Source organism: Mailhella massiliensis (assembly GCF_900155525.1).
GTDB lineage: Bacteria > Desulfobacterota > Desulfovibrionia > Desulfovibrionales > Desulfovibrionaceae > Mailhella > Mailhella massiliensis.
The window spans coordinates 795649-810641 of record NZ_LT706952.1; the positions used below are offsets into that span (position 1 = coordinate 795649).

Consider the following 14993-nt stretch of genomic DNA (forward strand, 5'->3'; position numbering starts at 1 on the left):
ATGCGGAAGCCATTTCGCCGCAGAGGAAAACGCGGAAAAAACATGCCCCGATCGGCAAAGAAGATTTTTCCTGCGCCCTCCGGAACATCCTTTCCGCGGCGCACTCCCCCCCCGGCCTCCGGCCGACGCACAGGTCGCTTATGCCGTGAAGCTCTTCCCGCAGTCTGTACAGGCGCTGCGCCGCAGTCTTCTGCGTACATCGACTGTGCCGGGAAGCATGTTCCTGCCGGGTCAGCTCCGCAGAAGACGGGAAGAATTTCCCTTCCGGCGTGCAAACCTGTCCGTACCGGGAATACGCTTTGCCCACAGCCCCCATCTCCATGACGCCTCCTCCTGTCCCGCCGGAGCAGGACGCCGGGCGGCATATCCTTCTTCCCCACCTCCGGCAACGGGCTGTTCCGCGTAAAACCATTCCGTTTTTCTGCCCCGCTCTTTGTCCCGGAGAACCCTCTCTACCGCCTTCCCCGCAAGACGACATGCCGCACACAAAGGCCGTGCCTTCCCAGCCCCCGCGCGTAACGCGAAGCCGGACGCAGAGAGCATATGCCGATGTACGGTCAGGCTTCGCATAGGCAGGCCGGGGGCAAAACACGGCGACGGTCTGGAACGCGGGCACGGCATTCTGCCTGTCCCGAGTCCCTTATCCGGCCCTTTCCGCAGACGCTGCCCGGAGCTTTAACAGCAAAAACGCCGGCGATCCGAAGAGCGCCGGCGTTTTTTCATGTTCTGTCTCAGGCCCGTTTTTCGTCCCTGCCCAGGAGGGCGCGGGCGAAATCGTGTGCATCGAAGGGACGCAGATCCTCCATCTTTTCCCCAAGGCCGATGAAGGTGATGGGCAGCTCGAACTGGCTTGCCACGGCAAGCGCCACGCCGCCCTTGGCCGTACCGTCGAGCTTGGTGAGGATGATCTCGTTCACTCCACTGGTATCCTTGAACATCTTCGTCTGCTGCAGGGCATTCTGCCCGGTGGTGGCGTCGATGACCAGAATGGTGCGGTGCGGTGCGCCGGGATGCTTGCGCTCCACCACCATGCGTATCTTGTGCAGCTCGTCCATGAGGTTTGACTTGGTATGCAGGCGTCCCGCGGTATCAATGAAAATAACGTCATAGCCGCCCTTCAGGGCCTTGTCCATGGCTTCGAAGGCCACTGCCGCGGGGTCGGCCCCCATGCCCTTGGCATGGAAGTCCGCACCGACGCGCTTTGCCCACTCTTCCAGCTGCTCCACCGCGGCGGCACGGAAGGTATCCGCCGCGGCAATGAGCACCTTCTTGCCCTGCATACGGGCGCGGTAGGCCAGCTTGGCGATGGTGGTGGTCTTGCCCACACCGTTCACGCCCACCATAAGGATGACTTCCGGCGGGTTCACGGCCGCAATGCGGCGGGGAGCCTTGAAGATGGCTTCCACTTCCTCTTCCAGAAGGGGCATGAGGCCTTCGGGCGTGGTCACGCTGCCTTCGCGGGCGCGTTCCTTCAGCCGCTTCACCAGCGCCAGGGAAGGTTCGGCCCCCATGTCGGCCATGATGAAGAGTTCCTCCATCTCATCCCAGAAGGCCGCATCCAGCGCGGAATGGCCGGACATGAGCGCGGCAAGCCCCTGCCCGAAGCGGGCGCGGGTACGCTCGAGGCCGCTCTGCAGCTTGGCAAAAAGACGATCGCGCTCGTCTTCCTCGTCTTCCATATCCAGAGCGAGGGCCAGGCGATACTGCAGTTCCGAGCGGAAATCCTCCAGCCAGTGATATTCCATGCGTTCCAGCCAGTTCCTGAAATCGTCCAGAAAAAGGCGGGCTTCGTCTTCAGGCGTTTCCAGCGCACGCAGCAGGAAGGAAAGGCGGGACCACAGAAGATCGCCCTCTTCCTCCACTCCGTCGAGCACCACGGCAAGCCATGCCGAAAGTCTCGGTTCGGCCTGACGCAGGGCAAGGGCAAGAGCCTCCTCTTCGGGAGAACGGGCAAAGGCCGGGGAAGCTGCGGGTTCTTCCCCCTTCTCTTCTCCGCTTTCCGCGGCAGGAAGCATTTCCTCCTGAGGAAGAGAGGCATTCTGAGGGGCTTTATCCTGAACTTCTTCCCGGACTTCCTCCTCCGGGGCGGCAAGGGGTTCTTCCGCAGGCTCTTCCTCCCGGGGGGAAGCCTCGGGCAGCGCTTCTTCCGCCGCTTCGGCCTGAGCCTCTTCCGCGGGAGCTTCCGCTGCGGGAGCAGCCTCTTCGTCCTCCGGCGCTTTTTCTTCAACCTCGGGCTGCCCAGCTTCCTCAGCTTCGGGGGCGGGCTGCACGGGCTCGCTGTCGGCCGGTTCTTCCGGCGTTTCCCCGGCCGGGCCCGTGCCTTCGTCCTTCGGGCTTTCTTCAGGCGCTTCTTTCTGCTTCACCTCTTCCGCGGGCTGCGAACCGCCGGAAAAGAATCGTTTGACTGCGGAGAAAAATCCCATATTCACCTCAGGATGTTATTTATGACGAATGACTTTGACGGTATCGCCCACCTTGACGCGGGTGGACTGATCCATGCCGTTGAGCGCCAGAAGTTCCGTGGGCTTCATGTTGAACTTGCGGGAAATGCTCCACAGGGTTTCGCCGTTCTGCACGCAGTAGTTTTCCGCCGTCACGGTGCTGCGGGAATTTTTGGCGGGAGCCTTTTCCACGGTGCGGGAACGGGAGGGCGCGGCGGCCACGGCCGTGCTCTTGCCGGAAGGAATCTTCAGCTGCTGACCGGGAGAAAGACTGCCGAGTCTGTCCGCTCCGCCGTTGGCTTCGCAAAGCTCCTGGAAGGAAATGCCGTACTTGCGGGAAATGGCGTAGGCGGTTTCGCCGCTCTGCACGGTATGCGAGGCCATGCGTGCGGAAGAGGAGGCTCTTGCCGGAACGGACCGTGACGCCACCGCAGCCGGAGCCGGAGCCGACAGGCGGATGACCTGCCCCACGCGCAGCGTGCTGAGCTTGTCCGCTCCGCCGTTGGCGGCATAAATATCCCCGAGTTCCATGTCGTACTGTCTGGCGATGGAGAAAAGGGTATCGCCGCTTTTCACCTTGTAGGTGGAAGGAAGCGACTTCGAGCCGCTTTTGCCGCGAAGCTCGGCCAGAGCGTTCTGAGCGTGATTGTTCCCGCTCTTGCTCTTGCGCGGAGAAGCCGAGGCGATGGCCGTATCCCTCACCGGAGCGGAAGGCCGCACGGCGGGAAGATTTCTGCCGCTTGCGGGCAGGCGGAGCGTCTGCCCTCTTTTGAGCTTGCCGGGATTGAGCTGGCTGATGATGGAGGCGGGAACGCCGGTGCGGGAACTCACCTTTGCCAGAGAATCGCCCCGGGCCACCGTATAGTAACGCCAGCCCGCGCCGGAAAGCTTGCCCGCAAGAAGAGCCCGGGCCTGAGATTCCTTGTTCTTGGGAACATATATGGAACAGGAACGACCGGCGGGAGAAATGGAGCGCAGAACGTGCGGGTTGTAGGCGAGAAAGTCCTTCCAGCTCATGTTGAGGCGACGGCTCAGCTCCACAAGGTCGGTGGCGGGCTTTGCCGTAAGTTCGGCCACGGGAACCAGCACGGGATGATCGGCATCGGGAGCGGAGGGCTGAAGGCCCAGCGTGTCGGCGTTGCGCATGATCTTGGAAATGGCGAGGAAGCGCGGAACATAGAGCATGGTTTCCTCGCGAAGCTGCAGATTGTCATCCAGCTTATGATTTTTCTGAATGATTTCATGCAGCTTATCCGCACCTGTGGCCTGCTTGGCGCGGCCTATCTTGCCCTCGCCCCCGTTGTAGGAAGCCACGGCAAGATGCCAGTCGTGGAAAATGTCGTACAGGCGTGCAAGGTAGGTTGCCGCCGCTTCGGTGGAGCGGTACGGGTCCCGGCGTTCATCCATCCACCAGTCCTGACGGAGGCCGTAGGCCTTGCCCGTGGAGGAAATGAACTGCCACATGCCCACGGCATTGGAACGGGAAACGGCCACGGGGTTGTAACCGCTTTCCAGATAGGCAAGGTAGGCCAGATCTTCGGGAAGCCCGCGGGAACGGAACACGCTCTTGGTATAGTTCAGGTACGGGATGCTGTTGCGCAGGAAATTTTCCATGGTGCCGCGCCGTTCCCGGGAATACTTGATGAAATGGTAGCGCACCTGGGTTTCCATGGCCGGGGAAAGATTCCTGTCCAGCTTCGCAGTGCTTGCGTAGGCCTTCTTCTCCGCAGCGGAGAGGGAGGAAAGGGATCCTAAATCTATGGCCTCTTCCCTGGCTTCGGCGGAAAGAAGCTCGGGGCTTTCCACCTTCTGCTGATTCGCGCAACCGGAAAGGATGACCAGCGCCGCCATTCCCAGAAGGGGAAGGCGGCACAGTTTGCCCATATTCATATCTTCACTCCATCGTTGTGGACTTGCATCTCGACCAAAAGCAGGATACCAGCCATTGAGGAACGGGTAAGGATACCTTGAAAAGCGCCGGGATTCAATCCGCTATCACCGGCCCCCCGCGGTTTTTTAAACGCCATCCCAGGGAAATAACGGCCAATGATGAGAAACGACAACGACAGGGAAAATCTTTTGCCGGGCATGAAACCCGTGCTGGAACTGCTGGAACGCGAACCTGAAAGAGTGGACATGGTGTTCGTCCGCAAGGGGCGCACAGGGGCGGAAAGCGCCCGTCTGCTGGACCTGTGCCGCGAATACGGCGTGCGCTTTTCCCTGGTGAACGACGAAACCCTCGTGCGCATGGCGGACAGAGCCGGACATCAGGGCGTTGTCGCCAGGCTGCGCGAGGCCTCCTTCATGCCCTGGGAAACCTTTCTGGAACAGGCCGCCCATGCGCCTCTTCCGCTCATGGTGGCGCTCGATCAGGTGCAAGACCCCGGCAACGTGGGCACGCTGGCCCGTACGCTCTTCGCCATGGGCGGGGCCGGGCTCATCCTTCCCAGGCACAACAGCGCCTTCCTCGGGCCGGGGGCCCGGCGTTCCGCCGCAGGCGCGCTGGAGCGTCTGCCCATCACGCAGGTGGTCAACCTTTCCCGCGCCGTGGAGGAAGCGAGAAAGGCGGGCTTCGTCACCTGCGCCGCGCAGAAGGTGGAAGAGAGCGTGAATCCTCTGGTGGAGAAACTGCCCCTTCCCGCGCTGCTGGTGCTCGGCAACGAGGAAAAGGGCGTGCGCCCGGGAGTGCTCAGGCACTGCGACTGCAGCCTGTGCATCCCCTTCCGCCGCGATTTCGATTCCCTCAACGTGGCGCAGGCCGGGGCCATACTCATTTCCTGCTTCGCCCGCTCGCTGGAGCTGTAACGCAGGCTCACGGAGGCATGTTCCCGGATGCTCCGGGGCAACTTCATATAAAAAAGGCTTTGAACATGACGTTCAAAGCCTTTTTCCGTTTTTAAATCCGTAAGCCTATACTTTGACCGGCCTCGGGCCGAAGATGTCGGTTCCCACGCGGATCATGGTGGAACCTTCCTCTATGGCCTGCCGGTAGTCGCCGGACATGCCCATGGAAAGTTCCGGCAGGGCAAGCCCCGTGCGGGCGGAAAGGCGGTCGCGCAGCTTCCTCAGCGCCACGAAATAGGGACGGGCCTCCTCCCCTTCTCCGCAGCGGGGCGGCAGGCACATGAGACCGCGCAGGCAGAGTCCCGTCCCTTCGGCGGAAACGAGTCCGCCCTGCAGAAGTTCCTCGCAGAGCGCTTCCGCACAGGAAGGCGCGACGCCGGATTTCTGCGGCTCCTCGCCGATATTGATCTGCAGAAGCACATCCTGCGTACCGCCCTCGGGCATACGGCGCAGAAGCGCACGCGCAAGGTCGGCGCGGTCGAGCGTGTGCAGCAGAAAAAAGCGCCCCGCGACATCCCTGGCCTTATTGGTCTGCACCGGGCCTATGACATGCCAGCGTATGTCGAGACCGGCAAGCTCCGTCTGCTTGGCGCGGGCTTCCTGTATGTAGTTTTCCCCGAAGTCCCGCTGCCCCAGGCGGCAGAGCTCGGCGATGTCGGCTGCGGGGTGAAACTTCGATACCGCCACAAGGCGCACACTGCCCGCCTCGCGGCCGGAACTGCGTACGGATTCGGCCATGCCGTCCAGCACGGCCCTCCAGCGTTCTTCCAGCAGACTCATATCCGACCGGCCTCCCGCCCCTTCCGGGGCGCATTGATGAGTGAACACGCCGTCACTCCAGCGAACGGCGACGCTTGAAGATGCGAAAAAAGCCCGCGCTTCTCCCGCGACACGCCGGACATGCCTTCCATGCCGGAATTCCGGCACAAAAAAGCGCGCGGCGGAAGGATTAATCCTCTTCCAGCCCGAGGTCGTGCAGAAGTTCGGTATCTTCCGCCCAGTTGTCCTTGACCTTGACGAAAAGCTGCAGATGCACCTTGCCGCCGATGAGCTTCTGGATGTCGCGGCGGGCGTCCGTGCCTATTTCCTTGATGGTGGCTCCGGCCCGGCCTATGACCATGGCCTTGTGCGAAGGACGCTGCACGAAGATGACCGCGTGAATGATGGTGAGGTCGCGCTCGGGCTCCTCTTCCCACGATTCGATGTCCACGGCGGTGGTATAGGGCACTTCCTGACGCAGGCGCTCGAACACCTTCTCACGCACGATTTCCGCAGCGAGAAAACGCGTGGGCGAGGTGGAAAGCTGATCTTCCGGGAACTGGGAAGCGCCTTCCGGCATCATGCCCGCAATGATCTTCTTGAGTTCGTCCAGCCCGTCCTTGGTGAGGGCGGACATGGGGAAGACCTCGGCTTTGGGGAAGTATTCCTGAAGCTTCACGAGAAGCGGCAGCATGCGCGACTTGTCGTGGAAAAGGTCCACCTTGTTCACCACCACGAGCAGGGGGCGGTCGTCGTCCGCAAGGGCGTCGCGCAACGACTGTATGTCGCGCTCCAGAAATTCCGGCCTGCGGATGTACAGGTCGGAATCGAGCACCAGCATCACCGCATGAGCGGCGGCCATGCTCTGCCATGCGGCCTGGCTCATCATCTTGCTCAGGTGGCCGCGCTGCTGCTGGCGGGAGTGGTTCACGCCGGGGGTATCCATGAAGATGACCTGCGCTCCCGGTTCCGACATGATGCCCACCACGCGGCTGCGCGTGGTCTGCGGCTTGGAAGTCACGATGCTTATCTTCTGTCCCAGAAGGGCGTTGAGCAGCGTGGACTTGCCCGCGTTGGGCGGCCCCATGAGGGCGACCCATCCGCAACGGTGTTCATTCTCTATTCTGGCCATGTTTTCTCCAATATATGCAAGGTAGCGGCGCGGAAAGGCTCGATGCGCCATTCTGTGACGAAAGGGGCTTTACAGATTGAACCACAGGGAGGGGAAACGTCAAGCTTCAATATCCGCGCCGTCACCTGAAGCGCGGGAGGCGAGATACTCGCAGAACTCGTCCATTTCCGGGCTGTGGTCGAAGCCCAGAATATGCCCCATGCCGTGGGCCAGCAGCCTTACGGCATGGACGGGAGCCTTCTGCCCGTAGAGCACGCATTCCCTCTCCAGCGTATCGGCGCTGAGAAAAAGCGTGCCCACTTCCCCGTCGTCGCCGGGAAAGCTCAGAATGTTGGTGGGACCGGAACAGCCGAGATTGCGCAGATTCACGGAAGCGATATCTCCGTCCGATGCCACGATAAGCTGGATGCGCCCCTCTTGGGGAGGCAGATTCCCCGTATCCTCACCGGCGCGGGGCCCGTTCTCCTGCCCGGGCAGCATCCCCGCCTCGAAGGCGGCCTCGTGCATGGCCGAAAGCCAGGAAAGCCATTCTCTCCTGCAGAAACGGCAGGGCGCGCGCATTTCCACGCAGAGCCGGCTCATGCTCTCTTCTCCGGGTTCTTCGCGCCGTTCTCTGCACCGGCGGCAGGGGCTTTTTCCTCCGCACATCCGGCGTTTTTCCCCTGCTCCGCAGCCCGGTTCTCCCCTGTTCCGGCATCCTTCGCAGCGTCTTCCGCAGCGCCCTTTTCCCGCGTCTTGTCCGCGCAGGCGCCGCCGGGAGCGCCGACCACCCATTCCATCTTCAGCTCCTCGGCTTCCTCCTTCCTGCCCTCCTCCGTCTTCTGGCGGTTCTTGTGCTGCTCGGGCTTTTCCTCGGGATAGGCGATGCGCTGATGGAAAAGGCCGGTGATGATGCGCACGAAGCTGTCGATGAGCTTGTTCAGATCGCGGAAGGTGAGGTCGGACTCGTCGAGCTGACCTTCGGCATACACGCCCTTCACGATTTTAGTCACATGGGCTCGGATGCGCGCCGGGGTCGGGTCCACCAGAGTGCGGCTCGAAGCTTCCACGGAGTCGGCCAGCATGACGATGGCGGCCTCCTTGCTCTGCGGTCTCGGCCCGGGGTAGGAATAGTCCTGAAGCCTCGGGTTCTCGCCCATCTGCAGGGCCTTGTTGTAGAAGAACATGGCCCCGCGCGTACCGTGATGCTGCACGATGATGTCGGTGATCTCACGGCCCAGGTGATATTCCTCGGCAAGTTCCGCGCCCTGCTTGACGTGGGAGAAGAGAATGAGCGCGCTCATGGCGGGGGAAAGCCTGTCGTGGGGGTTGGGCCCGCCGAACTGATTTTCCACGAAGTATTCCGGCCGGGAAATCTTGCCGATGTCGTGGTAGAGCGCCCCCACCTTGCACAGCAGGCTGTTGGCTCCTATGGCCGCAGCCCCGGCCTCCACAAGGTTGGAAACCACGAGAGAATGATGATAGGTGCCCGGCACCGTCATCATGAGTTCCTGAAGCAGAGGATGCTCAAGGTTCATAAGCTCCATCATGCGGAAGCGCGTGGTGTATCCCATGAGCATTTCCAGCACGGGGCTCAGGGCAAAGAGCAGGAAAAGCGAACCTATGGCATTGCAGAACAGCGCCGCGAGAAGCACGGGAAGCTGCGCCCATTCCAGATGGATGAACAGCGCCGCACCGAAACCCGTCATGAGCATCCACAAGAGCAGGGGCAGGCTCCCCCACACCACATCCTGCCTGTTCTGCGCACGCAGCACAAGCCAGGTATTGGTCATGGACGACATGAAGTAGAAGAAGAACAGCGCAATGTCGCCCCGGAAAATGACCGTGGCGAAGAAGGAAAGCATGAGCCCCACGGTGCAGTAGCGCCGCGCGGCGAAAATGAGCGCCGCAAGGCCCGTGCCGCCCGCCACGGGAAAGGCGAAGGCAAGAATATGGGCGATGGGCGTGGAGGCCACGGCCACCAGCAGATACATGGTGCACCACGCGGCAAGAGAGAACACGACGAGCAGAAGTGCGATGAGGTTCTGATCCTTGGTGCGCAGCACCGTGCCCTTGTTGCCGCTCGGCGTGATGAAGAGCCCTAGCAGAAGAAAGAAGCCGAGCACCAGACAGCCGAAGAAGACATGCCAGTCCACCACGCCGGGCGTGGCGCGGAAGAGCGCCTGAAGCTTGATCTGCTGCTCGTGGGTCACTATGTCGCCCGCGCGCACCAGCACTTCCCCGGTCTGCACCTTGTAGAACACAGGTTCCACGGCGGCGAGCATTTCCTCGTTGCGCTGGCTGGTCACTTCCTGATTCACGGCCAGGGTGGGCACCACCATGAGGGGCATGACCTCCTGCAGCACCACCTTTGCGCGGGAATTGAGCTTTTCCTCCGCGCGGAGCTTGCGCCCGAGGGCGACCTTGAACATGCGTATGTCCTTGAGGCCGCCCGCCTGCGTGCGCAGCACTTCCGTACCGCTGTCCAGATCGCGCACCACGGCTGCGTTGTCGGTATTGGAAAGCTGGCGCATGTCGGCGATGACGCCGTTGGAAAGGGAGGACTCCATCCACGGAATGAGCGTGTTCAGCAGATATTCCTGCACATAGGAGGCGGAAAGCAGGCGGAAGGCGGAGGAGGACACGTCGGAAAGATGCCGTTCGTTGAAGGCCCGGCGCACCTTTTCCAGGCCCGCGTCGTCCAGCCCGCGCCTGTTGATCTCGTCCAGCAGGCCGAGACTTTCCTGCCGGAAACGCTCGATGCCCTTCTTGTCGATGTCGAAGACCATGGGCTGGAGCGCCAGCGCCCTGTCGCGCCGCTGCTGCGTGGCCTGCGGGTCTTCCACGAGAAGATCCCTGTCCGAAACCACGTCATGAGCCGCTATTTCCCCTGCGGGATAGACCACCCGTGCCGTGCGCCCCGGCTGCACCGCGCACAGCAAAGAAACCAGCGCGAGCGCGAGCGCCAGGGAAACCAGCCCCCAGTCGTGATGGTGGTGCATGAACATGGAGCGGGAATGCCCCAGAAGCTGGGAAACGCTGACAGGAGATATTTTCCTAGTTTTTTTCATACCGATCGTAGGCTTCCACGATACGGCCCACCAGCGGATGGCGGACCACGTCGGAACTGTGGAAATGATGGACGGCCACGCCGCGCACGCCCTCAAGCACCTTCAGGGCGTGAACAAGGCCGGAACGGGTTTCCCCTTCCTTTTCGCCTTCGCGCAGGAAGGCCCTGTTCACGGGCGGAAGGTCTATCTGCGTCACGTCGCCGGTGATGACGGCGCGGGAGCCGAAGCCCATGCGGGTAAGAAACATCTTCATCTGCTCGCGCGTGGTGTTCTGCGCCTCGTCGAGAATGAGGAAGGCGTCGTTCAGCGTGCGGCCGCGCATGAAGGCCAGCGGCGCGACCTCGATGACGCCCGATTCCTGCTTCTGGGCAAAGCCCTGCGGGCCGAGCATGTCGTTCAGCGCGTCGTACAGCGGGCGCAGGTAGGGGTTCACCTTGTCTTCCATATCGCCGGGCAGAAAGCCCAGCCGCTCCCCCGCCTCCACGGCGGGCCGGGTAAGCACGATTTTCTTCACGCGCTTGGCGGAAAGCATGGAAACGGCCATGGCCACGGCAAGATACGTCTTGCCCGTGCCTGCGGGGCCGGTGGCGAACACCAGTTCGTTCTTTCGCAGAAGTTCCATGTACTGCCGCTGCGCCGTGTTGCGGGCGAGAATGCTCTTTCTCGGGGAGACGATGACGCTCGCCTCGCGGAACATTCTGCTTATGTCGGCATGACGGTTGCGCAGAAGTTCCTCGTAGCCCTGGAGCAGATCCTCGCCCCGCAGGGTGTGGCCGCTGCGCAGAAGCCCGTAGCCCTGCGTAAAAAGATTGAGCAGAAGTTCGCGCTGTTCCGGGCGCGGGTCGCTGACGGTAAGTTCCGTGCCCCGCGTCTGCAAATCCGCGCCGGAGGCGTCGGCAATAAGCTCCAGATGAGCGTTCAAGGGGCCGAAAAGCTGGCTGGCCAGCCCGGCGTCGTCAAAGGCCAGCGTTTCCGCAAAGGACGATTTCACACGCATATCCTGGTTTTCCGTGAAGCCGCACGTATGCGCGGCGCAGCCTTTCCTCTTACGCCAAAACCGGCAAAGAGTCCATAAGCGCCCCCGGCTGCTCGAAAAGACGCCCTTCCCCGCCCTTTCCGTGCCCCTTTCCGCCCGGAAAATTCCGCCCGGAAAAAACACCGGATAAAAAATTATGCCCTCCTTCCGGGAAAATATTTCTTAAATTGCAACTAAGTCTTTGAAGTGACGGGTAATAACGCTTATCCGGTAATAAATGTTATTTTTCCCCCCCCTTGTCATAATAAAAAAGCGGTTTTACACTGGCCCCACTTTTTCGGATGAGTGTTTTCCTAAACCCCATAAATCCGCCTCTTTTCCCGGAGGCCGGAGGTAAGGTTCTTTCCATGTCTTTTCCCGCGCTGAAAATCGGTGATCTCATTGCCCGTACGCCCATCGTCCAGGGCGGTATGGGCGTCGGCATATCTCTTTCCCGTCTGGCCTCGGCCGTAGCCGAGGAAGGCGGCATCGGCGTCATTGCCGGTGCCATGGTGGGCATGCGTGAACCCGACGTGGCCTCCAATCCCATCGAAGCCAACGTCCGCGCCCTGCGCCGCGAAATCGAAAAGGCGCGAGCCTCCACTTCGGGCATCATCGGCGTGAATATCATGGTGGCGCTCACCACCTTTGCCGAAATGGTGAAGGCATCCATCGAATCCCGCGCCGACGTCATCTTCTCCGGTGCGGGCCTGCCCATGGATCTGCCCAAGATTTTTCAGGAAACCTGCGAACAGAAGAAGGAAGAATTCCGCACCAAGCTCGTGCCCATCGTTTCTTCCGGCCGCGCCGCAACCATCATCGCCAAGAAATGGATGGCCAAGACCGGCCTTCTGCCCGACGCCTTCGTGCTGGAAGGCCCCAAGGCCGGCGGACATCTCGGCTTTGCCGAAGAGCATATTTTCGATGAAGCCTTTGCTCTGGAAAAACTCGTCTCCGGCGTGACGGACGCCGCCAGGGCCCTGGAAGACAAGGCCGGGCGCGCCATTCCCGTCATCACGGGCGGCGGCGTGTTCAGCGGCGCCGACATTGCGAAGATGCTCTCCCTCGGCGCTTCCGGCGTGCAGATGGCCACCCGCTTCGTGGCCACGGAGGAATGCGATGCAGACATACGCTTCAAGCAGGCCTATGTGGACGCAAAGGAAGAAGACGTGACCATCATTCACAGCCCCGTGGGCATGCCCGGCCGCGCGCTGGACAACTCCTTCATCCGCGCCGCCCGCGAAGGAAAGAAAAAGCCCTTCAAATGCGTGTTCCACTGCATCAAGACCTGCGATCCTGCCACCACGCCCTACTGCATCTCTTCCGCCCTCATCAACGCCATGAAGGGCAACCTCGACAAGGGCTTCGTGTTCTGCGGTTCCAATGTAGGCCGCGTGAAGAGCATCGTTTCCGTGCATGAGCTTGTGGAAACGCTGCGCAGGGAATACGAGGAATGTGTGGAGGGCGCGAAAGCGCAGCCCTCCCTGGCCTGATTCGTGCGCCGCGCGCCCTTCTCTCCCGGGGCGCGGGCGTACCAATCCTCCTGAGTAGAAAACGCCGCCTTTACGGGCGGCGTTTTCTTTTTCCCCGAAAAATGCCCGAAACCGCAGAGGCCGAGAACATCGGGCAAAAAAACGAAAGGATCGTATCTACTCTTTTCCCCCTGGCCGGGACTATCACCGTAAAAAAGGCGCTGTCCCTGCCGGATGCGGCAGAACCCGCGCAAGATGCGCCTTTTCCGCGGCAAAAACGCCGCACGCCATTCTGCGCCCCTCAAAACCGAGGACGGAACATGAAACGACGCGACTTTCTCAAACATTCTCTCGCCGCGGCGGGAGGCGCACTCCTCGCCGCAACAGCCCAGCCCCTTTCCCATGCCCGGGCGGGGGAAAACTCCACAGGGGGAGCCATGAACATCCTGGTACTTACCGGAAGTCCGAGGAAAAACGGCAATTCCGCCATTCTGGCCGATCATTTCATCCGGGGCGTCACCGAGGCGGGACACCATGCGGAGCGCTTCGACGCGGCATTCCACAACGTGCACCCCTGCACGGCCTGCAACAGCTGCGGCATGAACGGCCCCTGCGTGTTTCAGGACGATTTTTCCTTCGTGCGCGAGCGCATCCTCCGCGCGGATGTTGTGGCCTTCGCCACTCCCATGTACTATTTCGGCATGTCGGCCCAGCTCAAGGCCGTCATCGACCGCTTCTATGCCATAAGCTCCCTGCTTCACACACCGAAGAAGGCCGTGCTCATGATGACCTACGCCAACCATTCCGCAAGAAACGAAAGCCCCATACTCACCCATTACGAAGTGCTTCTGGAATACCTGGGCTGGACGGACGCCGGGCGGGTGATCGCCCCCGGCGTATGGCCGGCAGGAGCCGTGGAACGCACGCCCTACCCCGGGCAGGCCTGCGCTCTCGGCAAAAGCCTGTAAAAACCGTGCCATGACGCAACCGGGCGGCCTCCCCGGCTGCCCGGGCCTTCGCGACCAGCGAGGCGAAAAGATACGCAAAAAGGAAGAATCCGTGAAACGAAGAACCTTTCTTGGCGCGGCAGCAGCCGCTCTCGCCCTCGGAGCCGGGGGCGGAGCGGCCTTTCTCGGGCAGGAAAAATTCGGCGCGCTGCCCGAAGGCGAGGAGCTTCTGCGCATCAAGGCTTCGCCGAACTATGTGGACGGGGAGTTTCGCAACCTCATTCCCCGGCCCGTGCTGAGCGACGGAAGCTCCCTTGCCGGAACCTTTTTCCGATTCCTTCTGAAAAAGCGGGCATCCGACGTCCAGCCCCGCCGCGTCCCCTCGCAGAAGCCGGATTTTCGCGCGCTTCAGCACTCCGGGGACACGCTCGTATGGCTGGGGCATTCCTCCTTCTACCTGCAGCTCGGCGGCAGGCGTCTGCTCATCGATCCGGTGCTCGGCAACCATGCCTCGCCCGTATCCTTCAGCGTGCCGGCCTTCCCCGGCTCCACGCCCTGTTCCGCGCGCGACCTTCCGCCCATCGACTGCCTGCTCATTTCCCACGATCACTGGGATCACCTTGAATATGCCACCGTCGCCGAGCTCAGAGACCGCACAGGCCTTGTGGTATGCGGTCTGGGTACGGGAGCGCATTTTCTGCGCTGGGGCTTCGACAAGGCGCGCATTTGCGAGGCGGACTGGGGCGATGTGGTGAACATAAACGGCAATCTCCGCATTCATGTCACCACCGCAAGCCACTACTCCGGCCGCGCCCTTACGCGGAACAAGGCCCTCTGGACGGGATTTATGCTGGAAACGCCCTCGCGCAAGATATTCTTCAGCGGCGACGGCGGATACGGCCCGCACTTTGCCGACATGGGCAGGCGCTTTTCCGGTGTGGATCTTGCCCTTCTGGATTCGGGCCAGTACAACGAAAGCTGGAAATACATCCACATGACGCCGGAAGAAGCCGTGCAGGCCGCCGTGGACCTCGGGGCCAAAAGCATGCTTCCCGCCCATACGGGCAGGTTTGCCCTGGCCTATCACCCGTGGGACGAGCCCTTCCGCCGCGCATATGCTGCGGCAGAAAAAGCGCGGATGCCCCTGCTCACCCCCGTCATCGGTCGGCCCGTAAGTCTGGAAACGCCGCTTCCCGTACTCCCCCGCTGGTGGGAAACGCCGGGCGATGCCTGAACTCAAACCTTTTCTGATGCACCGGTAAAAAGCCCTTCCTTTGGGAAGGGCTTTTTATTCTCATTGTCCGGCAACGGCTTCAAGCGCCGCTTTGCCCGA

General features: G+C 61.7%; 11 protein-coding genes. 4 read left to right on the plus strand and 7 right to left on the minus strand.

What is annotated here, in order from left to right:
• Nucleotides 1–731: 731 nt before the first annotated feature.
• Together ftsY and CZ345_RS13920 are read right to left on the minus strand one after the other, a co-directional pair.
• The gene (ftsY, locus tag CZ345_RS13915) at nucleotides 732–2423 is read right to left on the minus strand and encodes a signal recognition particle-docking protein FtsY (RefSeq protein ID WP_077073697.1); all 1692 of its coding nucleotides are present in this window, start codon (nucleotides 2421–2423) and stop codon (nucleotides 732–734) included.
• A gap of 15 nt (nucleotides 2424–2438) precedes the next feature.
• On the minus strand, nucleotides 2439–4331 hold the full coding sequence (locus CZ345_RS13920; RefSeq protein WP_077073698.1) for a LysM peptidoglycan-binding domain-containing protein: 1893 nt from the start codon (nucleotides 4329–4331) through the stop codon (nucleotides 2439–2441).
• A 156-nt stretch (nucleotides 4332–4487) separates the two neighbouring features.
• Between CZ345_RS13920 and CZ345_RS13925 the strand changes: the two genes are divergently transcribed.
• Nucleotides 4488–5246 carry a TrmH family RNA methyltransferase gene (locus CZ345_RS13925; RefSeq protein ID WP_338039511.1) on the plus strand — a complete coding sequence of 253 codons (759 nt, stop codon included), beginning with the start codon at nucleotides 4488–4490 and terminating at the stop codon, nucleotides 5244–5246.
• Between the two features lie 105 nt (nucleotides 5247–5351).
• Here CZ345_RS13925 and CZ345_RS13930 read toward each other — a convergent pair whose 3' ends face one another.
• The 5 genes from CZ345_RS13930 to CZ345_RS13950 form a co-directional block, all read right to left on the minus strand.
• Nucleotides 5352–6065, minus strand: coding sequence for a YggS family pyridoxal phosphate-dependent enzyme (locus CZ345_RS13930; RefSeq protein ID WP_077073699.1), 714 nt, complete (start codon nucleotides 6063–6065; stop codon nucleotides 5352–5354).
• Nucleotides 6066–6234: 169 nt separating this feature from the next.
• Entirely contained in the window at nucleotides 6235–7176 is a 942-nt protein-coding gene (gene era / locus CZ345_RS13935; protein ID WP_077073700.1) for a GTPase Era, read from the minus strand.
• 99 nt (nucleotides 7177–7275) lie between these two features.
• The gene (ybeY, locus tag CZ345_RS13940; RefSeq protein WP_077073701.1) at nucleotides 7276–7758 is read right to left on the minus strand and encodes an rRNA maturation RNase YbeY; all 483 of its coding nucleotides are present in this window, start codon (nucleotides 7756–7758) and stop codon (nucleotides 7276–7278) included.
• Nucleotides 7755–10226 (minus strand): HD family phosphohydrolase, encoded by a 2472-nt coding sequence (locus CZ345_RS13945; protein ID WP_077073702.1) that lies wholly within the window; start codon nucleotides 10224–10226, stop codon nucleotides 7755–7757. Before CZ345_RS13945 ends, ybeY begins: the two co-directional genes overlap by 4 nt.
• Complete coding sequence (locus CZ345_RS13950) at nucleotides 10213–11223, minus strand: PhoH family protein (RefSeq protein ID WP_077074115.1); 1011 nt, start codon at nucleotides 11221–11223, stop codon at nucleotides 10213–10215. Before CZ345_RS13950 ends, CZ345_RS13945 begins: the two co-directional genes overlap by 14 nt.
• 386 nt (nucleotides 11224–11609) lie before the next feature.
• On the opposite strand from CZ345_RS13950, the gene CZ345_RS13955 reads away from it, so the two are divergent.
• The 3 genes from CZ345_RS13955 (at nucleotide 11610) to CZ345_RS13965 (ending at nucleotide 14894) form a co-directional block, all read left to right on the plus strand.
• Nucleotides 11610–12734: an NAD(P)H-dependent flavin oxidoreductase gene (locus tag CZ345_RS13955; protein WP_077073703.1), complete on the plus strand. Its 1125-nt coding sequence runs from the start codon at nucleotides 11610–11612 to the stop codon at nucleotides 12732–12734.
• Nucleotides 12735–13033: 299 nt separating this feature from the next.
• A complete protein-coding gene (locus tag CZ345_RS13960) occupies nucleotides 13034–13681 on the plus strand; it encodes a flavodoxin family protein (protein WP_077073704.1) in 648 nt (215 codons plus the stop codon).
• A gap of 91 nt (nucleotides 13682–13772) precedes the next feature.
• Nucleotides 13773–14894 (plus strand): MBL fold metallo-hydrolase, encoded by a 1122-nt coding sequence (locus CZ345_RS13965; RefSeq protein WP_077074116.1) that lies wholly within the window; start codon nucleotides 13773–13775, stop codon nucleotides 14892–14894.
• Nucleotides 14895–14993: the final 99 nt, after the last annotated feature.

Bases quoted from the DNA above. Each gene is read 5' to 3' on its own strand.
- CZ345_RS13930 (WP_077073699.1), bottom strand. From the start codon at position 6,065: ATGAGTCTGCTGGAAGAACGCTGGAGGGCCGTGCTGGACGGCATGGCC.
- CZ345_RS13955 (WP_077073703.1), top strand. From the start codon at position 11,610: ATGTCTTTTCCCGCGCTGAAAATCGGTGATCTCATTGCCCGTACGCCC.
- CZ345_RS13925 (WP_338039511.1), top strand. From the start codon at position 4,488: ATGATGAGAAACGACAACGACAGGGAAAATCTTTTGCCGGGCATGAAA.
- ybeY (WP_077073701.1), bottom strand. From the start codon at position 7,758: ATGAGCCGGCTCTGCGTGGAAATGCGCGCGCCCTGCCGTTTCTGCAGG.
- CZ345_RS13920 (WP_077073698.1), bottom strand. From the start codon at position 4,331: ATGAATATGGGCAAACTGTGCCGCCTTCCCCTTCTGGGAATGGCGGCG.
- CZ345_RS13950 (WP_077074115.1), bottom strand. From the start codon at position 11,223: ATGCGTGTGAAATCGTCCTTTGCGGAAACGCTGGCCTTTGACGACGCC.
- era (WP_077073700.1), bottom strand. From the start codon at position 7,176: ATGGCCAGAATAGAGAATGAACACCGTTGCGGATGGGTCGCCCTCATG.
- CZ345_RS13945 (WP_077073702.1), bottom strand. From the start codon at position 10,226: ATGAAAAAAACTAGGAAAATATCTCCTGTCAGCGTTTCCCAGCTTCTG.
- CZ345_RS13960 (WP_077073704.1), top strand. From the start codon at position 13,034: ATGAAACGACGCGACTTTCTCAAACATTCTCTCGCCGCGGCGGGAGGC.
- ftsY (WP_077073697.1), bottom strand. From the start codon at position 2,423: ATGGGATTTTTCTCCGCAGTCAAACGATTCTTTTCCGGCGGTTCGCAG.